General features: G+C 66.8%; 20 protein-coding genes. 10 read left to right on the top strand and 10 right to left on the bottom strand.

The features are described 5' to 3' along the window. The 4 genes from K5K93_RS01700 to K5K93_RS01685 all read left to right on the top strand — a co-directional run bounded on the left by K5K93_RS01700 (position 1) and on the right by K5K93_RS01685 (position 4,785). Entirely contained in the window at positions 1-978 is a 978-nt protein-coding gene (locus K5K93_RS01700; protein ID WP_222389428.1) for a hypothetical protein, read from the top strand. Then, a complete protein-coding gene (locus K5K93_RS01695) occupies positions 975-2,774 on the top strand; it encodes a hypothetical protein (protein ID WP_222389427.1) in 1,800 nt (599 codons plus the stop codon). Before K5K93_RS01700 ends, K5K93_RS01695 begins: the two co-directional genes overlap by 4 nt. A gap of 77 nt (positions 2,775-2,851) precedes the next feature. After that, positions 2,852-3,433: a hypothetical protein gene (locus K5K93_RS01690; RefSeq protein ID WP_032974634.1), complete on the top strand. Its 582-nt coding sequence runs from the start codon at positions 2,852-2,854 to the stop codon at positions 3,431-3,433. After that, positions 3,430-4,785: an AMP-binding protein gene (locus K5K93_RS01685; RefSeq protein ID WP_222389426.1), complete on the top strand. Its 1,356-nt coding sequence runs from the start codon at positions 3,430-3,432 to the stop codon at positions 4,783-4,785. The genes K5K93_RS01690 and K5K93_RS01685 overlap by 4 nt, the downstream gene beginning before the upstream one ends. 10 nt (positions 4,786-4,795) lie before the next feature. Here the strand turns inward: K5K93_RS01685 and K5K93_RS01680 are convergent, their stop codons facing one another. Next, a complete protein-coding gene (locus K5K93_RS01680; protein WP_222389425.1) occupies positions 4,796-5,467 on the bottom strand; it encodes a TraX family protein in 672 nt (223 codons plus the stop codon). Positions 5,468-5,615: 148 nt separating this feature from the next. Here K5K93_RS01680 and pip point away from each other — a divergent pair, with 148 nt between their 5' ends. From pip to K5K93_RS01650, 6 genes are all read left to right on the top strand, one after another. Continuing rightward, positions 5,616-6,563 (top strand): prolyl aminopeptidase, encoded by a 948-nt coding sequence (pip, locus tag K5K93_RS01675; RefSeq protein WP_222389423.1) that lies wholly within the window; start codon positions 5,616-5,618, stop codon positions 6,561-6,563. Between the two features lie 265 nt (positions 6,564-6,828). Next, positions 6,829-7,128: a hypothetical protein gene (locus K5K93_RS01670; RefSeq protein ID WP_025874438.1), complete on the top strand. Its 300-nt coding sequence runs from the start codon at positions 6,829-6,831 to the stop codon at positions 7,126-7,128. A gap of 60 nt (positions 7,129-7,188) precedes the next feature. Continuing rightward, entirely contained in the window at positions 7,189-9,948 is a 2,760-nt protein-coding gene (mgtA, locus tag K5K93_RS01665; protein ID WP_222389421.1) for a magnesium-translocating P-type ATPase, read from the top strand. A 25-nt stretch (positions 9,949-9,973) separates the two neighbouring features. After that, positions 9,974-10,711, top strand: coding sequence for an MgtC/SapB family protein (locus K5K93_RS01660; RefSeq protein ID WP_222389411.1), 738 nt, complete (start codon positions 9,974-9,976; stop codon positions 10,709-10,711). 173 nt (positions 10,712-10,884) lie between these two features. Beyond that, on the top strand, positions 10,885-11,943 hold the full coding sequence (locus K5K93_RS01655) for an ATP-binding protein (RefSeq protein ID WP_222389408.1): 1,059 nt from the start codon (positions 10,885-10,887) through the stop codon (positions 11,941-11,943). Then, positions 11,936-12,577, top strand: a complete 642-nt coding sequence (locus tag K5K93_RS01650) for a response regulator transcription factor (protein ID WP_093818431.1) — start codon at positions 11,936-11,938, stop codon at positions 12,575-12,577. Before K5K93_RS01655 ends, K5K93_RS01650 begins: the two co-directional genes overlap by 8 nt. A 174-nt stretch (positions 12,578-12,751) precedes the next feature. On the opposite strand, the gene K5K93_RS01645 is transcribed toward K5K93_RS01650, so the two are convergent. From K5K93_RS01645 to K5K93_RS01605, 9 genes are all read right to left on the bottom strand, one after another. Further along, entirely contained in the window at positions 12,752-13,240 is a 489-nt protein-coding gene (locus tag K5K93_RS01645; protein WP_093818432.1) for a fimbrial protein, read from the bottom strand. An 8-nt stretch (positions 13,241-13,248) separates the two neighbouring features. After that, complete coding sequence (locus K5K93_RS01640) at positions 13,249-13,728, bottom strand: fimbrial protein (protein ID WP_093818433.1); 480 nt, start codon at positions 13,726-13,728, stop codon at positions 13,249-13,251. Between the two features lie 8 nt (positions 13,729-13,736). After that, the gene (locus tag K5K93_RS01635) at positions 13,737-14,231 is read right to left on the bottom strand and encodes a fimbrial protein (protein ID WP_222389405.1); all 495 of its coding nucleotides are present in this window, start codon (positions 14,229-14,231) and stop codon (positions 13,737-13,739) included. 1 nt (position 14,232) lies between these two features. Then, the gene (locus tag K5K93_RS01630) at positions 14,233-15,300 is read right to left on the bottom strand and encodes a fimbrial protein (RefSeq protein WP_222389404.1); all 1,068 of its coding nucleotides are present in this window, start codon (positions 15,298-15,300) and stop codon (positions 14,233-14,235) included. Next, positions 15,297-17,975: a fimbria/pilus outer membrane usher protein gene (locus K5K93_RS01625; protein ID WP_222389403.1), complete on the bottom strand. Its 2,679-nt coding sequence runs from the start codon at positions 17,973-17,975 to the stop codon at positions 15,297-15,299. The genes K5K93_RS01630 and K5K93_RS01625 overlap by 4 nt, the downstream gene beginning before the upstream one ends. A 52-nt stretch (positions 17,976-18,027) precedes the next feature. Beyond that, positions 18,028-18,768, bottom strand: coding sequence for a fimbria/pilus periplasmic chaperone (locus K5K93_RS01620; RefSeq protein ID WP_093818437.1), 741 nt, complete (start codon positions 18,766-18,768; stop codon positions 18,028-18,030). A 62-nt stretch (positions 18,769-18,830) separates the two neighbouring features. Further along, on the bottom strand, positions 18,831-19,394 hold the full coding sequence (locus K5K93_RS01615) for a fimbrial protein (RefSeq protein WP_093818438.1): 564 nt from the start codon (positions 19,392-19,394) through the stop codon (positions 18,831-18,833). A gap of 228 nt (positions 19,395-19,622) precedes the next feature. Further along, entirely contained in the window at positions 19,623-19,787 is a 165-nt protein-coding gene (locus tag K5K93_RS01610) for a hypothetical protein (protein WP_165933907.1), read from the bottom strand. A gap of 98 nt (positions 19,788-19,885) precedes the next feature. Continuing rightward, entirely contained in the window at positions 19,886-20,575 is a 690-nt protein-coding gene (locus tag K5K93_RS01605; RefSeq protein WP_222389402.1) for a response regulator transcription factor, read from the bottom strand. Between the last annotated feature and the right edge of the window lie 85 nt (positions 20,576-20,660).

Raw genomic sequence — 20,660 nt, 5'->3', positions numbered from 1 at the left:
GTGGTTTCCACCGTTCTCGCCGAGCTGCTGGCCGCGCGCCGTTCCGTGCTGAACCAGGCCGTGGCCGATGCCCGCCACCGCTGGCCCGGCCTGGACATGGCCGCCTTCAGCGCGTTCGTCACCCAGACCATCGACCCCCTCTGCCAGGCCATCCAGCGCCACCACCCGTCGGCAACGCAGAGCGCCTGCGAGGCCGCCTTCGAGATCGGTCTGGAGCTGGTGGCGCAGGGCCATGCCGGCCCCAAGGCGCGCCTTCCGTGGGTCGAGCAGGCCTGGCGCTCGCTGGCCCCGGCCCTCGCCCCGTTGCTGGCCCACGCTCCGCGCGAGACCCTCGGCACCATCAGCAATGCGGTGGTGCGGCTGGGCGCCAGTGCGGACATTCGCGTCGCGCAATGGATCGATGCGATGGCCGCGCATGCAGGCGGGTGCACATCCGTGCCGGAACTGCGCGACTTCGGAGCGCTCTGTGCCTGGCAGGCGGGGATGGTGCAGCTGCGCCGCCCTGCCCTTGCCCGTATCGATGCCTTGCCCGCGAATACGGTGGCCGCCGTGCTGGGCATCGATGCGGGTGATCTGGCCTCGGTCCGGGTCCAGCTTGAGCAGGACCGCTGGTGGAATCCGCGGCAGGGCAGCGTTGACCTGCGCGGGCATCGTGTCGGCGGCTTCAGCGGCCTGGACGGCGCGTTTCCGGCACCGCCACAGGTGCGTGCAGCAACCGAGGGCTTCGTGGTCGAAAGTGCAGGCGGGTACTTCCTGCTGCTCGCCGATGCCTTCGGTGCTGTCCTGCTGCCTGCCAGCGCCGCCGAGTACGCAGCGGGCAGCAGCAGTGGACCGGCGCCGGATGTGACCGCCCGGTTGGGTGTGCAGTGGATGGCGCCGGCGTTGTCCAAGGACGACCTGTGTGCCGTCTCCGGTGCGTCGGGCATCGCCCTGTTCTCGCCGTGGTCGCACCATGTGCACGTGTTGCCACCCCAATGAGTGCCACAGTCAATGATCCGCTGCAGCCCTGGCGCGAGGCCTGGCCACAGGCACTGGCCACATGGAGCCGTTTCACCCGGCTGCAGGACCCGAAGCTGTGCCATTCGCGCATGCAGGCGGCCGCCGAGGGCCTGACCGGCAGCTTCGCGGCCATCCGCCTCGCCGACCAGCGCATCGTCATCGACCTGGAAGAAGTACAGCGCCTGCAGCTGCAACCCTACGCGCTGGAGATCCTCGCCCACGAGATCGGTCACCACGTGCTGGCGCCTGCCACCGCCAGCGACCATGCACGGCTGCTGGCGCGCATCCGCCGTGCGCTGCCGACGCTGGAAGCGCATGCACCGATGGTCGCCAACCTCTACACCGACCTGCTCATCAACGATCGCCTGCAACGCCAGAGCGGGCTGCGCATGGATGCGATCTATCGACGCCTGGCCGCACAACCGGCGCAGGCCAGCTCGCCGGTCTGGCAGCTGTACATGGGCATCTACGAGGAACTGTGGCAGCAGCCGCGCGGCACGCTGGGCGGCTCGACCGACGACAGCGCATTGCAGGGCGATGCCTGGCTCGGTGCACGGGTCGTGCGCGTCTACGCCAGCGACTGGATGATCGGCGCTGGCCGCTTCGCCACGCTGCTGCTGCCGTGGCTGCTGGAATCACAGCAGGATGCGCGGGTGGATGCCCTGATGGATACCCGGCACGCCGGCCAGGGAAGCCAACCGGTCGGCCTGGGGCAGCTGGAGGACGACGAGTTGGCGCCGGCGCCGCACCCTGCATCCGACCCACGCATCACCGGCGATGAGCGCGGCGGCGACGCACAGCAGAAGAGCGATCTGCCTGCAGATGCGCTCGCTGCGGACCCCGCGCAGCCGCCAGGACAGATGCGCGAGCCGTTCGAGTACGGGCAGATCCTGCGCGCGGCCGGCCTGGACCTGGATGACCATCAGATCGCCGTGCGTTACTACCGCGAGCGCGCGCTGCCACACCTGATCCGCTATCCGTCGCGGCCGCAGCCGCAGGCCCTAGAGCCGCTGCCGGAAGGGCTGCAGCCCTGGGAAGCCGGCGATGCACTGGACGCAGTGGACTGGCTGCAATCGGTGCTGCAGTCACCCCATGTGATTCCCGGGCTGACGACGGTACAGCGTGTACACGGGCTGGCACCCGGCCGTGAACCCGCTGCCGAACCGGTGGACCTGGATCTGTACGTGGACAGTTCCGGTTCGATGCCCAACCCGCAGGCATGGACCTCGTTCCTGACCCTGGCCGGCGCCATCATCGCGCTGTCGGCGCTGCGCGTGGGTGCACGCGTGCAGGCCACGCTGTGGAGCGGCACCGGGCAGCACCTGCACACCGACGGCTTCGTGCGTTCGGAAGACGACATCCTCAAGGTGCTTACCGGCTACTTCGGTGGCGCCACCGCGTTTCCGATCCACCGGTTGCGTGACACCTACGCCGAGCGTCCACCGCATGCACGGGCGGTGCATATCCTGCACATCTCCGACGACGGCATCACCACGATGTTCGACAACGATGAGCGCGGCAACAGCGGCTGGGACGTGGCCGCCAGAGCGCTGCGTGTGGCCGGCGGTGGCGGCACCATGGCACTGAACCTGTTCAGTCCGCTGCCGTCCCGCATCGCCGATGGCGGCAACGCGGGATGGACCGGCGATCTGCTGCGCGCACGCGACGCGGGATGGAACATCCATGTGGTGCGCGACATGGCCGACCTGCTGCAGTTCGCGCGCGCCTTCAGCCAGCAGCACTACGGCCCTGGCGGCATGCGGGTGCAGCGATGATCGTGCTCTGCCTTGCGCCCGCGCACCTCTGACGATTGCCCTTCCACCCAGGTATTTGCCAAGTCTGGACCCTGACCATGCTCTCCGGCCCCTCCCTTGACGTTCTGCTGCGGCGCCTGCTGGACATGCCGCCCGATTTCCTCGAGCCACCGCGCCGCGCCGGCAGCGGTCGGCTGCACGTCGCGGCGGTGGTGGGCGATGTGTTTGCCGCACGCTCGCTGCACCTGCCCCCTGCACTGCGGGCAACGCTGTCGGGTGATCTGGCCGGCGTGGATGCAAACCAGCTCTCGCTTTCAGCGGTGACCGCATGGCTGATGGCAGATGCGTACTGGAATGCACTGGATATCGCCCCGGAGGCGTGGATGCCCCTGTTCGCCGAAGCAGTGCCAGCGCTGGCGGCCAGTACCAGCGCAGACCGGTTCGTGTTCGATCCAGAGCGCCGCGAAGAACTGGTGCGTACCGTGGTGGCCCGGCTGGGCCTGCTGCCGCAGGGTGAAACAGCGGCCCAGGCGACCGATCGCCTGGCCCGGGTCAGCGGCGTGGAACGGCAGCGCCTGCTCGATGCCAGCCGCGCCGCTGAAGCGCGCGCGCGTGCCATCCGCGAGGCCTTGGCGCGCAAGGCGGCCGAAGAGTCTGCGGACAAGTGGACCCGCGAGTGAGCCGCGAGCCGACCGATGCCGATCGCTATCCCACACTGAGCGCGGCGGGCCTGGCGATGCTGCAGCAGATGCGCGAGCACCCGGCGGCGCCGATCTTCCGCAATGCCAGCGGCAACCGCCTGCTTGCCGATGAGGTGACGGCGTTGCGCGGCTACGAACGGGAGATCGCCTGCGCGCGCTTCGAGTGGACGCCAGGTCAACCGCCACCGTGGCTGCAGGCGCATGTGACCGAGGTGTTTGCGCAGGTGCCGTATTACCGCGCGCAGGCGATGCCAGCCGCCTTCAGCGACATTGCACCGGTCCACCGTGGCGACCTCGCAGCGGACATCGCCCGTTTCGTGCCAGACCCGGTACCGCTGGAGCGGATGATCAATTTCCGCACCACCGGCACCACCGGCCATCCACTGGTACTGCCATCGCATCCGGTGGTGGCGGCACGCTATCTGGCCCATCACAAGCGCGCCTTGCAGCGCTTCGGCATCACCCTGGCGCACGGCCGCGGCCAGATGGGGGTGATGTTGCTGGGCATGCAGCAGCGGTGCTTCACCTATGTTTCGGTGACACCGACGATGGACGAATCCGGCCTGGCCAAGATCAACCTGCATCCCGATGACTGGCGCCATCCTGAGGACCGCGCACGCTACATCGACCAGATGCAGCCGGAAGTGATCGCCGGCGATCCGATTTCCTTCGCAGCGCTGCTGGAACTGCCCGTGCGACACCGGCCGCAGGCGCTGCTGTCGGTATCGATGGCGCTGTCTCCGGGCCTGCGCCAGGCCCTGGCCGCGCGCTTTGGCTGCGCGGTGCTCGATCTGTATTCGATGAACGAAGCGGGCCCGCTGGCCGTGTATGACGATGCTGCCGGCGGCCACGTACTGCTGCAGCCGCGCATGTATGTGGAAATTCTCGGCGCCGACGGGGCGCCGTTGCCGCCCGGGGAGATCGGTGAGATCACGCTCAGCGGCGGATTCAACTTCTGCCTGCCGCTGCTGCGCTACCGCACCGGCGACCGCGGCGCGCTGGCCATGGCCGGCGATACGCCGATGATCGTCGGCCTGCAGGGGCGACGTCCGGTACGCTATCTGACCGCCGACCAGCAATGGATCAACAACATCGACCTGACCCACGCGCTGGCTGCGCTGCCGTTGTCACGATACGTGGTGCATCAGCACAGCGATGGCCGCGTTACGTTGTCGTTGCCACCTGCAGAGCTGGGCTACTCCGCCGAGGCGATCCGCTGCCTGCGCGCGGTGTTGCGAGGACAGCCGGTGGCTGTCATTGCACTGCAGCGCGAAGACAAGGTCCTGCAGTACTCCAGCGACGTCGCCGGGAGCAGTTCGCCGCCGCGATGAGTGCCCTGCGTCAGCGCAGCCAGTGCGCATAGGCGGCCAGCACCGCCAGGTGCACCACGTAGTAGACGTAGAACGCCCAGCGCCATCGTGGCAGCCGCCACTGCACGCGCGCGGCCGCCAGCGCCAGCGGGATGGCCAGCAATGCCCATCCATTGCCATTGACCCAGCACAGCCCACCGAACCCGAACGTCAGCAGCCAGTAGGCCCGGTGGCGGAACGCGATCCAGCCCAGCATCACCAATGCCACCCCGGCCCATTGATAGTCGACGAAGAACGGCAGCAGGCCTCCTGCCACCAACAGCAACAGCTGCCGGTTGTTGGCCAGCGCATGCACGGCCACAGCGGCCAGGCAGAACGTCAACAGGATGTTCAACGGCAGCCAGTAGCCGAAGGCCAGCATATGGAAGGGTTGCGCGACCAGCCCCCACATCCCGAGCCGGCGGATCGACTTGCGCAGGTCCGCATCCGGTTGCGCGAGGTTGCAGGCCATCACCAGTGCGAACAGCGGGAAGGCGATGCGCCCCAGCTCGCTGACCACCGGTACATAGCCGCCGAAAACCACTTTGGCGACATGATCGCCGGTCATCGACAGCAGCGCGAGCCACTTCAGCAGCTCGCGGGCGCCGCTGCCGAGGGCGCTGCGCGCCGGGGGGTGTCGTGCAGCGACGTCCTGCGCGCTCATGCCATCCATCCTGTGCGTCCTGCAGGGTCGATATCGCCGGGTCTCGACGGAATTACCCCTTGAACGCAAAGAATACTTGAACCTGGGGCGGATGACGCTGGTCGATGCGCCCCGCTATGCTTGTACTCCCCGCTTGTGAGGCACCGCCATGCGCACGCTGTACCCGTCGATTGCCCCGTACCGCGAACACACGCTGCCCGTGGATGCACTGCACACCCTCCATATCGAAGAGTGCGGCACGCCCGCTGGCATTCCGGTGGTGTATCTGCACGGCGGCCCGGGCGCTGGCATCTCGCCCACCCACCGCCGCTTCTTCGACCCCAAGCGCTACCGCATCGTGCTGATCGATCAGCGCGGCAGCGGCCGCTCCACGCCCTTCGGCGAGCTTCGCGACAACACCACGCAGCATCTGGTGGCCGACATCGAGAAGGTCCGCCAACATCTGGGCATCGAGCGCTGGCTGGTCTACGGCGGCTCCTGGGGCTCAACGCTGTCGCTGGCCTATGCACAGGGGCATCCCGACCGCGCCACCGGGCTGATCGTGCGCGGCGTGTTCCTGGGGCGCGAGGAAGAGAACCGCTGGTTCGCCGAGCTCAACGGCGGTGCGCGCTGGATCTTCCCGGAGCGTTGGGATCGGTACGAGGCCCACATCCCGCAGGACGAGCGCGGCAACATGCTCGACGCGTACTGGAAGCGCCTGGACCACGCCGACGAAGCCATCCGCATCGCCGCGGCACAAGCGTGGCTGGGGTGGGAAGACAATGCCGCCACGCTGGTGCACGACGTCGACGCGGTGTCCGCTGCTGATCCGCTCGATACACTGGCCAAGGCACGCATCGAGGCCCACTACTTCCGTCACAACAGCTTCCTCGATCAAGGCCAGCTGCTGCGCGACATCGATCGCATCCGCCATCTGCCGGGGGTCATCGTGCAGGGGCGCTACGACATCATCTGTCCGCCGCGCAGTGCCTGGGACCTGGCGCAGGCGTGGCCGGAAGCCCGGCTGGAGATGGTCATCGCCGGCCACAGCGCCAACGAAGCGGCCACGACCGACGCCCTGGTGCGGGCCACCGACGCTTTCGCGGACCGCAGCTGAACAAAAGGGGCCAACGGCCCCTTTTTCTATACCAAGGTATAGCCGGGCTAACCCACAGGCCTCTAGGCCTGCTGAATACGAGCGCGGACAATAGCGCCACTGGCCAGCGACTGGCCGCCCCACGCGGAGACGCAGATGGACCCCGACCCTGCCGGGCGTAATGCGCGCCCCTGCCTGCCTACTTGTTCACTACTGGCGACTGAACCCAGGTTCGTTCCCGTGTAAACGATGGGAGCCCCGGGCAGCGCCTGCCCGGAGGAATCCCATGTCCTACAAGATTCTCTACATCACCGTGCGCCGCCTGATCGGTGAGCGCGATGTTTCCGCCCTGCGCAGCCTCCTGCTGCAGCACGGCCCTGTCCTGTTCGCCCGTTCGCTGGCCCTCGGCTCACCGCGGGTGGTGGCCGACGCACTGTCGCTGCTGCCGATCAGCGAGCGCATCAACGTGCTGCGCCACCTGCCCTACCCGCTGCGCGATGCGATGAAGCCGCTGTGCATCGGCGGCAGCCAACGCTTGCGCATGCAGCCCTGGTCGCCGTCGGTGCTGGCCATGCGCCACGCCTGATACCACCCCTTCCGCTCCACGCGCCGGCTTCGCCCGGCGCCGCTCCAAGAGGACCTTCCCATGAGCCTGCTCAACGCCTGGTTCAACGCCTTCCTGCGCAGCCGTCGCGCGGGCAACCTGTTCGGTCGTCGCGCGATGCCCGAAGCCGGGTATGGCCGTGGCAGCACGCAGGTCGCGCCCGCCGCGCTCACTGCTGGGCTGCTCGCGCTTGCACAGGGCAGCGAAGCCGATGTGCTGGCCACCCTGCAGTCACATGTCGATGGTCTCAGCCCGCACGAGGCCGAAGAGCGCCTGCTGCGCTTTGGCCCCAACGAGGTCGATCACGAGAAGCCGCTGCCGTGGTGGCGCCATCTGTGGCAGTGCTATCGCAACCCGTTCAACCTGCTGCTGACGGTGCTGGCGGCCGTGTCCTGGCTGACCGAAGACGCCAAGGCGACGGTGGTGATCGGCGCGATGGTGGTGCTGTCCACGCTGATCCGCTTCGTGCAGGAGGGGCGCTCCAACCGCGCCGCCGAACGACTGAAGGCGCTGGTAGGCAACACCGCCCGCGTGTTGCGCCGCGCTGCGGGTACCGAGGCGGCGGAGGTGGCCGACCAGTATTTCGGCGCGCAGCTTCACAGCCGTCGGCCGGCACGGCTGCTGGATCTGCCCATCCGCGCCCTGGTACCGGGTGACCATATCGTGCTGTCGGCCGGCGACATGATCCCGGCCGATTGCCGCGTGCTCGCCGCCAAGGACCTGTTTGTCGCACAGGCGGCGATGACCGGCGAATCGCTGCCGGTGGAGAAGTTCGTGCAGCCGGGCAACGCCGACGCCGGCCTGATGGAACAGGCCAACCTGTTGTTCATGGGTACCAATGTGGTGTCCGGCACGGCAACAGCACTGGTGCTGGCCACCGGCAACACCAGCTACTTCGGCACCCTCGCCCAGCGCAGCAGTGCCAGCGACCGCGCGCCGACGGCATTCCAGGCCGGTGTCAACAGTGTCAGCTGGCTGCTGATCCGCTTTGCCCTGGTGATGGTGCCGTTCGTGCTGCTGGTCAATGGCTGGACCAAGGGCGACTGGACAGAAGCGTTCCTGTTCGCGCTGTCGGTGGCGGTCGGCCTGACCCCGGAAATGCTGCCGATGATCGTCACCTCCACCCTGGCCAAGGGCGCGGTGCTGCTGTCGCGGCGCAAGGTGATCGTCAAGCGCCTGGACGCGATCCAGAACTTCGGTGCGATGGAAGTGCTGTGCACCGACAAGACCGGCACCCTCACCCAGGACAAGATCGCGCTGGAGCGGCACACCGATGTGTTCGGGCAGGATTCGGAGGATGTGCTGACCTTCGCCTACCTCAACAGCCACTTCCAGACCGGCCTGATCAACCTGCTGGATCGTGCGGTGCTGGAGCATGTGGAGCTGCAGAGCTCGCTGCGCCTGTCGCAGGACTACCGCAAGGTCGATGAAATCCCGTTCGACTTCGAGCGCCGTCGCATGTCGGTGGTGGTCTCCGAGCGCGAGGATCATCACGAATTGATCTGCAAGGGCGCAGTGGAGGAGATGCTGGCGGTGTGCAGCACCGTGCGCGAGAGCGGCCGGGACATGCCGCTGGACGCGCAGCGCCTGGCCCGGGTGCGGCAGACCACCGAGGAACTGAACGAACAGGGCCTGCGCGTGGTGGCGGTGGCGATGAAAGAAACCGCTGCCAGCCAGACGGTCTACTCGCAGGCCGACGAGCGGGAGCTGACCCTGGTGGGTTATGTGGCCTTCCTCGATCCGCCGAAGGAATCCGCTGCTCAAGCACTGCAGGCGCTGGCCGCGCATGGTGTGGAAGTGAAGGTGTTCACCGGCGACAACGAACTGGTCACCGCACGGATCTGCGCCCAGGTCGGCCTGGATGCCGACACGATCGTGACCGGCCCGCAGATCGAGCGCATGGACGACGCTGCCGTGTCGCATGCACTGCAGGAGCACCGCGTGTTCGCCCGCCTCACGCCCCTGCACAAGGAACGTCTGGTGCGCGCGCTGCGCGCGCAGGGCAAGGTGGTCGGCTTTCTCGGCGATGGCATCAACGATGCTCCCGCCCTGCGTGCCGCCGATATCGGCATCAGCGTGGACAGTGCGGTGGACATCGCCAAGGAGGCCGCCGACATCATCCTGCTGGAAAAGAACCTGATGGTGCTGGAGGAAGGTGTCATCCAGGGGCGGCGCACCTTCAGCAACATGCTCAAGTACATCCGCATGACCGCCAGCTCCAATTTCGGCAACGTGTTCTCGGTGCTGGTGGCCTCGGCGTTCCTGCCCTTCCTGCCGATGCTGCCGCTGCAGCTGCTGGTGCAGAACCTGCTGTATGACATCTCGCAGATCGCCATTCCCTTCGACAACGTGGATGAGGAGCTGGTGCGCAGGCCGCTGAAGTGGAACCCGGCCGACATCGGCCGTTTCATGGTGTTCTTCGGGCCGATCAGTTCGATCTTCGACATCAGCTGTTTCGCCCTGATGTGGTACGTGTTCGATGCGCGTACGCCGGCCGACCAGGGCCTGTTCCAGTCCGGCTGGTTCGTGGTCGGGCTGCTGACCCAGACCCTGATCGTGCACATGATCCGCACGCCGAAAGTGCCGTTCCTGCAGAGCATCGCCGCGCCGCCGCTGCTGCTGATGACCGGGGCGATCATGGCCATCGGCGTGATCCTGCCGATGAGCCCGTTGGCCGGCTACTTCAAGCTGCAGGCACTGCCGGCCGGTTACTGGCCGTTCCTGGTGGCGATCCTGTTCGGCTATGCGGTGCTGACCACCGCGCTGAAGAAGCTCTACATCCGCCGCTACGGCTGGCAGTAAAAGCACGGGCGCAGGGAGAACCCTCATGGACTTCAACCCGCACCTGCCCGCTTTCAACGCGGGCGCCACCCTCGGCTCGCTGATCAGCCTGTCCGTCGCCTTCGTGCTGGGGGCGCTGATCGGCCTGGAGCGGCAGTTCCGCCAACGCACCGCCGGCCTGCGCACCAATACGCTCGTAGCGGTGGGCGCAGCGGTGTTCGTCGACCTGGCCGTGCGCTTCCACGACCTGTACGGCGGGCCGCCGTCGCCACTCCATGTGGTGGCTTACGTGATCTCCGGTGTCGGCTTCCTCGGTGCCGGCGCGATCATGAAGGATGGCGCCCAGGTGTCGGGCCTGAACACCGCCGCCACGCTGTGGGGCTCGGCGGCGGTCGGCGCCTGTGCCGGCATCAAGCTGCTGCCTGAAGCGGTACTGGCTGCGGTGTTCGTGCTGGCTGCCAATACCCTGCTGCGGCCGGTGGTGAACCGCATCCAGCGGCAACCGCTGCCGGAAGCGTTCAGCGAGGCCACCTATGCCATCAACGTGGTCAGCCAGCGTGAGCAGCAGGCCGAGGTGCTGGACCGGCTGCTGCTGTTGCTGGAGCAGGCGCAGTACCCGGTACGCGCAGTCGACCAGCGGCCGTTCGGCGAGCGCGATGTCGAGATCGAAGCGGTGCTGTACGCCACCACGGTCGATGGCGCTGAACTGGATGCGGTGCTGGCAACGCTGGCCGCCACCCCGGGCGTGCTGCAGGGATTCTGGAACGCCAGCCTGGAGGAGTAGTGCCGGCCGCTGGTGGATGCACTCCGCCGGGCATGGCCCGGCGCTACCGTGCACCGCCTTGGTCGGCACAGTCCGTCAGGCGCCATGACCGCGGACAGCGCCTGCCGACCTTGCCCGGCATCCACCGAAGGCGGCTTTGCTATCCTTTCCACCCACGCCAGGGAGCTATCCCGATGCCATCGTTGTCGCCCCGCCGCCCACTGGTCGTGCTGGCCCTGATCATCGTGATGGCGGCCATCTTCCTGGTCGATACGATTACCGACTACGCCGTTGCCGCTGCCTGCTTCTACGCGGCGGTCATCCTCGCAGCGTCGCGGCGGCTGCCCGCCCGCGGCCTCATCGCCCTTGCGGCAGTCTGCATCGCATTGACCGGCCTCAGCTTCTTCCTGACCCGCTTCGGCACCTACCGCATCGGCCTGGTCAATTCAGCGATCGGCATGCTGGTGATCGGCATCACCACCTACCTGGCATTGAAGATGGAAGCGGCCAAGGCCGCAGTGCAGGATGCACAGGCACGCCTGCTGCGGGTGGCCCGCGCCTCCACCGTCGGCGAGCTGACCACCTCCATCGCACATGAAGTGAACCAGCCACTGGCGGCCATCGCCAGCAGCGCCGAAGCCAGCCAGCGCTGGTTGGCCCAGGATCCGCCGAACCTGGACAAGGCGCGCCAGACCATCGCCCGCATCGTCGCCGACGCCCATCGTGCCAGTGACGTCATTGCCCGCATCCGCGGCCTGACCCAGGGCGCTGCGCCAGAGCGCCAGGCCTTCGACCTCAACCTGGCCACCGAGGAAATGCTGGCACTCTCGCGCAGCGAACTGGAACAGCATGGTGTGACCGTGGCGCTGCTGCTGGGCAATGAGCTTCCCGCTGCCCACGCCGATCGCGTACAGGTGCAGCAGGTGATCGGCAACCTCATCCTCAACGCCGTCGATGCGATGTCGGATACGCCGGTAAGCGAGCGCAGGCTGTCCCTGCTGACGGCGTACGATGGCCGCAGCCGCATCAGCCTGAGCGTACGCGATCGTGGTATCGGCCTGCCCGTGGAGCAGCCCGACCGCGTGTTCGATGCATTCTGGACCACCAAGGCGAACGGCCTCGGCCTGGGTCTCAGCCTGAGCCGCTCGATGATCGAGGCCAACGGCGGCCGTATCCGCGCCGAACGACCGCCCGGTGGCGGCGCCTGCTTCATCTTCGAGCTGCCCACGGCCACGGAGGCTGCGCATGCGTAAACCCACCACAACACCTGTGGAACCGTCACCGATCGTCTATGTGATCGACGACGACGCCTCGGTGCGTGCCGCGCTGGAGGACCTGCTGGCCTCGATGGGCCTGCAGGTGCGGGCCTTCGCCTCCACCGGGGAATTCCTTGCCCACCCGAGGGACGACGCTCCGGCTTGCCTTGTGCTGGACGTGCGCATGCCCGGGCAGAGCGGACTGGATTTCCATCGCAGCATGGCCAGCCACGATCTGCACCTGCCGGTGGTGTTCATCACCGGCCACGGCGACATCGCCATGGGCGTCAATGCGATCAAGGACGGTGCGATCGAATTCCTGACCAAGCCGTTCCGCGACCAGGAACTGCTGGACGCGATCCACAGGGGCATCGAGATCGATCGCCAGCGGCGCCGCGAGGGTGATGCGCTGGGGGCATTGCAACTGCGCTGGGGCACCTTGAACGCCGGCGAGCGCGAGGTGGTTGCCGGCGTAGTGCGCGGTCGCCTGAACAAGCAGATCGCCGCCGACCTGGGGGTCAGCGAGATCACCGTGAAGGTGCGTCGCGCGCAGGTCATGCGCAAGATGGAAGCACGCACGCTGGTCGATCTGGTGCGCATGTACGACCGCCTGCAGGCCGCTGCGCAATGACCGCCTGCATAACACACGGCACGGTGCGCAATCCCAGCACAGTGGATACGCTGGCGACGATCGCCACTGCCCTTCAATAGCCTGCTCGGAACATCGATGCGCCTGTTCGTTGGACCCGGCCTGGATGCCATGCCGGGAAACCGAACATTGACTGCACGTCACGCGTACCGGGTCTCAGTTGTAGGTCATCGATACCGTGATCGGCCGGCTGACCGTTCCCGCTGCTACCGTCGCCGCGCTCTGCATGAACCGCGCGCGGAACACGTGGGTGCCGGCGGCAGTGCTCATCTGGGACAGACCGCCGGGCGGCAGCCGGGTGCCGGTGCTGGTGCGCTGCAATTCGATGCCGATGCCAGCAACACCCTGGAAGAGCGTGGCATCGTTGCCATCGGCACTGCCGGTGAAGCGCAGGCCTACCCGGGTCACCAGCGGATCACACTGGCTGACCACCACGTTGACCGCCTGGAACGGCGTATTGAACGCACCGGTGAACTGGGTGGCCTGATAGGTTCCAAGGTCGACATCAGCCACGGCAATGCGGCACACGCCGGGCAGGATGGTGCCGGTGACGTTGAAGTTGGTGGTGGTCGCGGTCTGCGCGCACACAGTGCCGGAGAGCGCGAACAGACCAGCAAGGCACACGTATTGAATCGATCGGCGCATGAGGGTTCTCAGTTGTAGGTCAGGGAGACCGTGATGGGTCGCTGGATACGTCCAGCCGCGACCACCGCCGCCGATTGCAGCAGGCGCGCGCGATACGGGTAGGTGCCCTCGGCCGTCGTGTACTGCGTTCGACCACCCGGTGGGATCGGCACATTCAGGGACGACACCACCCGCACAAGCTCGAGTCCAACGCCCTGCACGCCCTGGAACAGCTGGCCGTTGTCCGGATCAGCACTGCCATCGAACGACATCGCCACACGCCGCACCAGCGGATCACAGTCGCTGACGGTACCGCTGAAATCGACGTAGGCCGTGCCATGGCTTCCGGTGAACAGCGTGGCGGCATGCGAGCCCAGATCCACATCGGGGAAGGAAATCCGACAAGCGCCGGGCAGGATTTCGCCCGAGACCGTGAAAGGCTGGCTATCCTGGGCATGTGCGGCGGCTGACGCCGCGGCCAGCGCCAGCAAGAGTGCGATGCGATCCATCGTTGACCTCAGTTGTAGGTGACCTGCACGGTCACGGGTGTTCGCAGCGTGCCGGCCGACACGGTACCGGTACGTACCAGGCGGGCATACAGCAGGTGCCCTGCAGCCGGCGTTCCACTGGTCACCCAGTCGAAGCCTGCCTGGTTGGGGGCCAATGTCTGCTGCGACGGGGTGTACAGCCACACCGCAAGTCCACGCACGCCGCCATTGGAGGGAATGGCGAAGTAGCGTGGATCACTACCGTCGGCCGTTCCCGCCATGCGCACGTGCAGCACCCGCAGGTCGCTGGCGCAGCTGCTGCGCGAAAGCACGAAGCTGACCGCCGGTGACTGCGCATTGGTCGCGAAGTACGGCGCTTCGAAGGTGCCCACATCGACGTCGGCCACGCTGAACTGGCAGGTGCCGGGCTGGAAGCGACCGGTGAACCGGAGGGTGAGGTCGGCCGCGTGCGATGGCAGCGGCATCAGCAGGGCCAGCATGGCCAACCGCAGCATGGCGCGCATGTCAGTTGTACTCCAGCGTGATGGTCGCCGCGCCATTGGCCTGGCCGGAGGAGGCCGCCGCCGCAAGGCGGTAATAGCGTGCACGCAGCATGATCGTGTACTGCGCGTTATTGGTCTCGGTCAGCACCAAGCCGGAGTCGCGCATCGCATTGAAGCCGACCGAATCCTGCGTCTGCGTGCCGATCTGGATGCCGATTCCGGTCGCCGTCATGTTCACCCCATCATCCTGCAGGGCCATCACAGAGCGCGTTCGATCGGCAACGGCGGTGACCGGGTCGACACGGTAGCGGATACGGTTGTCTACCCGCCCGTTGGCACTCTGCACCGTGCCCGTGGTCAGGTGACCGCGGTAGCGCCCGAAGAACGCGGGGCAGTTGCGGAGCACCACGGGTACATTCACCCAACCCGTAGCGGATCCCACGGCAGGAATCTCACTCATCTGGTGCGTGCCCAGGTCGACAGGCACGTCACTGGTGCTGCAGGTGCGCGAGACGATGTTGAGGCTGCCCTGCACGCGCCCACTCCACAACAGAACGTTGCGGTTGACGCCGGTCATCCGGTACTCGAACTGTGGCAGGTTGGCGCCGGTCACCGTACCCGGGCTGATCGGGCCGATCTTGATCAGGCTCACGTCGTAGGACTGAACCGGCCAGAGCAGGAATACCGTGGGGGGTTGCACGTTGGTCTCCCCTTCGGTGAGCCGGGGAAATCCACTGCCGTTGTACCAGACCGCCACTCCTACGCCCGGCACATTGGTCTCATAGACCGTGCCATAACTGGGATGGACATAGCTCGATGCGCGATGCGGAAGCGAGGTGTACTGGTGGATGCGGTCGATCCGCCCTGCCGTGCACGTTATCTGGTTGGTCGGACCGGCATAGTAGGTCGCCCGGAATATCTCGGTACCCACGGGCACGTCGGGGCCCACGGTGATCGAACCATTGAGGTTGGCGAGATTGACGAGCGGAGCGTAACCATCGGATAACCGACAGTTCTGCGCCCACACCGGCGCGCAGGCCAGCAGCAGGCCAAGCAGGGAAAAGCGGGTCACGAAAGTGATCAGGTTCATGGAGCCTGCTCCAAGGTGGCCACGCGAGGCCGCGCGGCAGGGAGGGAATCGGCCGCAGCGGCGCTCATTTCGCAGCGCGCTTCCAGCACGGTGTACTCCCCGCTGGAACGCGCGGAGGGCACGTCCACCTGCATCACGCAATGCTCATCGCTGCCAGGGCCCCACTGCACCTGCACCGGTCCGGACGCCTGCAGGCCCGACAGCAGCAGGCGGCTTCCCTGCCCCACCACGCCGATGGGGGTGCCTTCGGCATCCGTGGCCTCGGCGCCGAACGGTAGCGGTCGATCGTCATTGGTGCGTGCGTCGACCATCAGTCCATGGCTGGCACGCGTGCTGAAGCCAAGTCGCACCAGGGAGCCCGCACGCGGCGCGACGCTGCGCGCGGTTTCCTGCAGTTCCACGTCGAAGCCGGTGCCCTTGGGGTCGATCGAAATGGTGTTCAGCTGATAGGGCGTCAGGAATGGAACAACCGCGTAACCACGCTTGTCCAACCGCGCACCGCCACCATTCTCGATGCGTGCACCCGCGGCGCCGGCCGCATGCACCAGGGCAATGGTGTCGCCCAGCGGCGGCGCAAAGGTCAGGCCATCGCCATGCAGCACCATGCCGCCGGTCGCGCCCATGCCCAGCTGGCTGTAACGGCTGCCCCTGCTGACGCTTGCCGACCACTGCCCGCGCGAACCGCGATAGCCGCCGTTGAGGTCGACACTGTTGCTGCCGGCGATGCGTGACAAGGTGGCGCCATAGCTGAATCGGTCGTCCCGCGCATACAGGCCGTTGGTCGACAACTGAGTCGCCGGCTCACCATTGCGGCTGCGGTTGTGCATCAGGTTGCCCAGTGGCGCACGTGGCGAGCGACCCAACGGCAGCGAGACCATGAGCATCAGCCGATTGTCCACGCGTGCCTGTTGCGCGCGCAGCTCCGGCACGATTGCGCCGGGGATGCTGTCCTGCAGGTGATCTCGACCGAAGTCGATGGAGTCGCGGGTACGCTGGAAGTTCAGGCTGTAACTCAAGGCCTTCCACTGGTTGCTGTAGCCGATGCTCAGGTCGAGCTGGCGGCCCGGCGCATTCCAGAAGTCGCGGCGTGTGCCGATCACGAACAGCTGTCCACCGCGCTCGCCAAGCCGCTGGTTCATGCTCAGGTCCATGCGGTTGCGCTGGCGTGCAACGGTGTCGATATCCAGATCACGTGCACGCGCATCACGCAGCGACGCCCAATCGCGCAGGCCCACATAGTCGCGGGTGGCGTAACGATAGGCAGCAACGGCGAAGGACGTGCCGGTCCGCACCACGTTGCGGTTGTAGGCCAGGCGGAAGCTGCTGCCGCTCATCGTCGGCAGCCCCTGCACGGCTGTTCGGGCCAGCGATACGTCAGCCGCCAGCGCGCCGAAGGAGGTATTGATTGCAGCCCCCGCCAGCCCTGCATGATAGTCCTGGCCTGCCACCACGCCACCGTAGGTGCTGAGCGTATTGGACAGACCGCGCTGGTACTGCAACTGCAGCATGTCCGGCGCAGCACGCAACGTGCTTTCGTCGACCCGTCCGGCGGAAACGCTCCAGCGCGACTGGCCAGGCCTCAACAGCTGCGGCACCGCCGAATACGGCACCGTGAAACGTCGGGAGCGGCCATCGGCCTCCCGCACTTCCACCTCCAGATCGCCGGCATAGCCGGTGGGATAGAGGTCATCCAGTTCGAACGGGCCCGGGGCGACGCTGGCCTCATGCAGCACGGCACCGCGCTGGCGCACGATCACCCGTGCGTTGGTCTCGGCGACGCCACGGATGACCGGTGCGAACCCGCGCTGCGACTGCGGCAGCATGCGATCGTCGCTGCCCACGCGCAGGCCTTGCAGGCGGACGCTCTCGAACAGGTCGCCGGGCGTTGAGGTATCCCCCAGCACCAGCTGCGCTTTCCACGGCACGATGTCATGCTGCAGATAGGCTGCGGTGGAACGATAGCGCTGTGATTGGCTGCCACCGAGCGTCATCGCGCCCTGGTGCACCAGCTGCCATCCGGCCAGACGGCCGGTAGCATTGAGGCCGACGAAACCCGAATGACGGGATGCGCCGCCACTGTCATAGTGGTATGCGTTCGCGTTGTAGCTGAGCGCGAACGCACGCACGCCGGCATCCCACTGGCTGGGATCGACATGGCCCCGCGCCTCGCTGCGCAGGTACAGCTGGGGCACCTGCAGTTCCAAGGTCTGGCTGCCCGCATCGAACGTCGCCGACGCATCGGGCACGATGTCGCCGATCGTTCCACAGAACACCGCCTGCGGCCACGCCAGTTCCGGCGGCCGCGCCGGATCCAGGCGCAGGCGGTCGGGCGCAATGCCGTAGGCCTGCAGGCTGGCAGGATCCAGGCACAGGCGTGACACGCCCTCCACCTCGCGGTAGAGGATGTCGGTGCGTGCCTGCCACTGTCCGTTGAGGCGGATGTCGCCCCGATAGGTGCCGGGCGCAACATAGTCGGCTTGCGCGAATCGTTCCAGATCCAGTCGTGAAGATGCCCCGGCAGGCAGGAAGGCTGCGTCGAACACGAGCTCGTCGTCGATGCCGGTACCGGCTGCAGAGGCGGTCCGCGCAAGCAGGATCGCTGCCACCATCATCGGCAACCGGGCAAGCAGCAGGCGACAGGCGCCGTTGCCCGGCGCCCTGTTGGGGGCGTTCATCGAAATCTCTCCGCAGGGACGGGGGAAGTCGCGCAGTGCCTGCGCGCTCGGATCAGGGCACCAGGGAAACCTGGGTCGGCACCAGCGCACCAAAGTCGTTGATGACGGTGACTGCAGCCTTCAGCTCGCCCTGTGGGCGCACGCTGATTCCCTCCAGCGCGAACTCGGCCTGCGAGAACGGTGCGACCATGCCGCCGCCCTGCGTGCCCTGCTCCTTGCCATTGGCCCACAATCCGACACTGGCGAAGTTGACGTGATAGGGCGTGGGATTGTCTGCGCGCAGCAGCAGCCGGCCCGGCGCGGACTGCAGCGACCAGCGCACCTTCTGGTGCGCCAGTACCGGCTCGCCAGCCAGATTCGAGGGGCGGTAGAACACTTTGATGCGGGTCCGGAAGGCGAACTGCAGGATGTTGGCAGTGCTGCCACCGGACTTTGGCGGAATCTCCAGCATGTTCAGCCAGTACAGCGTTTCGCGATCGGCGGGAAGCGAGGCGCCGGTGAACAGGATACGGGCAGTCTGCTGCTTCTTCGGGTCCAGGCGGAACACTGGGGGCGCGACCGCGAACGGCGCCTTGGCGGTATCCGGCGTCGACTGATCGTCGCCATCATCCAGCCACACCTGGACCAGTGCCGCGCGTTCTCCTTCGTTCATGAACTTGAGGGTGACTTCCTTGTCCTGCGCGGGGTAGACCACGCGGGTGCCACCGATCACCACCGACGCGTCGGCGGATGGGGCAAACAGCGCGCCGAGCGCGAGGACGCCGACACAGAGCATGTGGTTGACGGAAAGCATGGGTCACCTCCAGCAGGGTGGTTCACAGGGACGCCGGCACAGGCCGGCGTCCCTGAGTGGCATCAGTTGTAGACAACCTTGTAGTTGACGTACGACTGCACGAAGCCAGGGGCGGCGGCACCGTTGACGGCGACGTACTGGCTGGCCATGTCGATTACCGCGGTGTTGTTGGCGATGGTCACCGGATCGGTCTTGAACGCCGGATCACGCAGGTCGACCACGGCGTTCTTGTACAGCACCTGGATCTGGGTGTTGACGGCCGGCGCGTTGGCCTCCTGGTTGCGCAGGTTGCCGTTGCCCGCATCCACCTGACCGGCGGTCGGATCGAAGTAGAGCTCGGCGATCTTGCCGTTCTGGCAGGTGCCCTGGCCCGGGCCGCCGATGACCAGCTGGAACGGGTGCAGCCCGGCGGTGTCGCCGGCGACTGCCAGCTGATTGGCCTGGACCGGATCCATCGGCACCGTGATGTTGGTGGTGCCGATGGCGCCGGCGCCGCCGGAAATGGTGCAGGTCAGATCGGTGACCTCGCCGGTGAACTCGATGACGCCCGAGCCATAGGACTGGGCATTGGCGGCCGCAGCGGCCAGCAACAGGGTTGCAGCGGAAGCAATCGGGATGAGCTTCATGATGTTGAATTCTTCTTCGCAGGTGTGGTCCGCCCGAGGCGGTAGAGAGGCCCCGCCGCCGGGGAGGACGGCGAGGCCGGGAACGGGGGGACAGCTGGGGAGAAGCGCCCTTCCCGGCGGGCCAGTTCCCTGGCCTGCGGAAGGAATGCTAGGAATCGGGGGCGTTGGCCTCCATCGGACCGGGCCGAGTTTTCAGGCGGGGCCGCTCGCGGCCTGCGCGGTACCGCCTTACACACCATCCCGTTCGTCGTCGGCGGGGGCATGCAGGTGCCAATGTCGACGCAGCTGGCTGCGGCGTCGCGGTGAAGCGAACAGGTAGTGATTCAGCAGTTCGAGAAAGTGTGCCTGCGCGGCCGCGGGCAGCCGGGTGAAGTGCAGCAGCAGAGCGGTCAAATGGGGGTCTTCACGAACGGACACATCATCACCGGGGCAAGGGGGTCAACCCCGAGCCTAGGTGCGCACGCGGGCCGGTCCATCGGACCGGTCCCCAATCACTCCGAAGATCCCTCTCCAGCCGCGCCTGCACGCGCATTCTGTGACGCCTGCACAAGGCCATGCGCCAGCGCATACTCGAAAATGTCCGCGTCACGCTGCAATCCGAGCTTGCGCATGGCTGCGATCTTCTGCGTGCTGATCGTTTTCCGGCTACGGCCCACGCGCTCGGCAATCTGCAGCACGCTCAGCCCTTCTGCAAACATGCGCAGCACTTCAGACTCCCGCTTGGACAGTGCCTCGGCGTCGCGCACGTCTCCCTGCTCGCCGTCCTCGACGACCAGGCGCGCGATCTCCGCCGATATGAACGACTGCCCCTGACTGGCGGCCTCCACTGCGGGCAACAGCTGCTCCAGGGGGTCGCTCTTGCTGACGATGCAGGACACCCCCGCCTTCTGGATCGAGCGCAGAACAAGCGGGCTTTCCATGCCGGTCAGCACCACCAGCCGCAGGGAGGGAAAGCGGCGCTGCAGGAACCTCAGCAACGTCACACCATCGCCATAGCGACCGTTGGGCATGGAGAAGTCGCAGACGGCCACGTCCACCGGCGTGCGGCTGAGCAGATCGACCAGCTCGGTGGAATCACGCACCAGCCCGGCGACGACCAGGTCAGGCGCAGCCTGCAGCAGGTGCTCCATGCCGGCCAACAGGACCGGGTGGTCATCAGCCACGACAACGTTCAAAGGCATGCTCGCGTCCTCCGGTAATGGTGCAACACACAAGCGGCCGGACAGCGGCCGGCTGGCTTATAGTGACCTGCATGATTTGCGGCAA

The sequence above is a fragment of the Stenotrophomonas sp. DR822 genome (genome assembly GCF_019793815.1).
In the GTDB taxonomy this organism is placed as follows: domain Bacteria; phylum Pseudomonadota; class Gammaproteobacteria; order Xanthomonadales; family Xanthomonadaceae; genus Stenotrophomonas; species Stenotrophomonas indicatrix.
This window is presented reverse-complemented; position numbering and strand designations above follow the sequence as displayed.

Bases quoted from the DNA above. Each gene is read 5' to 3' on its own strand.
- K5K93_RS01695 (WP_222389427.1), top strand. From the start codon at position 975: ATGAGTGCCACAGTCAATGATCCGCTGCAGCCCTGGCGCGAGGCCTGG.
- K5K93_RS01690 (WP_032974634.1), top strand. From the start codon at position 2,852: ATGCTCTCCGGCCCCTCCCTTGACGTTCTGCTGCGGCGCCTGCTGGAC.
- K5K93_RS01680 (WP_222389425.1), bottom strand. From the start codon at position 5,467: ATGAGCGCGCAGGACGTCGCTGCACGACACCCCCCGGCGCGCAGCGCC.
- pip (WP_222389423.1), top strand. From the start codon at position 5,616: ATGCGCACGCTGTACCCGTCGATTGCCCCGTACCGCGAACACACGCTG.
- K5K93_RS01670 (WP_025874438.1), top strand. From the start codon at position 6,829: ATGTCCTACAAGATTCTCTACATCACCGTGCGCCGCCTGATCGGTGAG.
- mgtA (WP_222389421.1), top strand. From the start codon at position 7,189: ATGAGCCTGCTCAACGCCTGGTTCAACGCCTTCCTGCGCAGCCGTCGC.
- K5K93_RS01660 (WP_222389411.1), top strand. From the start codon at position 9,974: ATGGACTTCAACCCGCACCTGCCCGCTTTCAACGCGGGCGCCACCCTC.
- K5K93_RS01655 (WP_222389408.1), top strand. From the start codon at position 10,885: ATGCCATCGTTGTCGCCCCGCCGCCCACTGGTCGTGCTGGCCCTGATC.
- K5K93_RS01650 (WP_093818431.1), top strand. From the start codon at position 11,936: ATGCGTAAACCCACCACAACACCTGTGGAACCGTCACCGATCGTCTAT.
- K5K93_RS01645 (WP_093818432.1), bottom strand. From the start codon at position 13,240: ATGCGCCGATCGATTCAATACGTGTGCCTTGCTGGTCTGTTCGCGCTC.
- K5K93_RS01640 (WP_093818433.1), bottom strand. From the start codon at position 13,728: ATGGATCGCATCGCACTCTTGCTGGCGCTGGCCGCGGCGTCAGCCGCC.
- K5K93_RS01635 (WP_222389405.1), bottom strand. From the start codon at position 14,231: ATGCGCGCCATGCTGCGGTTGGCCATGCTGGCCCTGCTGATGCCGCTG.
- K5K93_RS01630 (WP_222389404.1), bottom strand. From the start codon at position 15,300: ATGAACCTGATCACTTTCGTGACCCGCTTTTCCCTGCTTGGCCTGCTG.
- K5K93_RS01625 (WP_222389403.1), bottom strand. From the start codon at position 17,975: ATGAACGCCCCCAACAGGGCGCCGGGCAACGGCGCCTGTCGCCTGCTG.
- K5K93_RS01620 (WP_093818437.1), bottom strand. From the start codon at position 18,768: ATGCTTTCCGTCAACCACATGCTCTGTGTCGGCGTCCTCGCGCTCGGC.
- K5K93_RS01615 (WP_093818438.1), bottom strand. From the start codon at position 19,394: ATGAAGCTCATCCCGATTGCTTCCGCTGCAACCCTGTTGCTGGCCGCT.
- K5K93_RS01605 (WP_222389402.1), bottom strand. From the start codon at position 20,575: ATGCCTTTGAACGTTGTCGTGGCTGATGACCACCCGGTCCTGTTGGCC.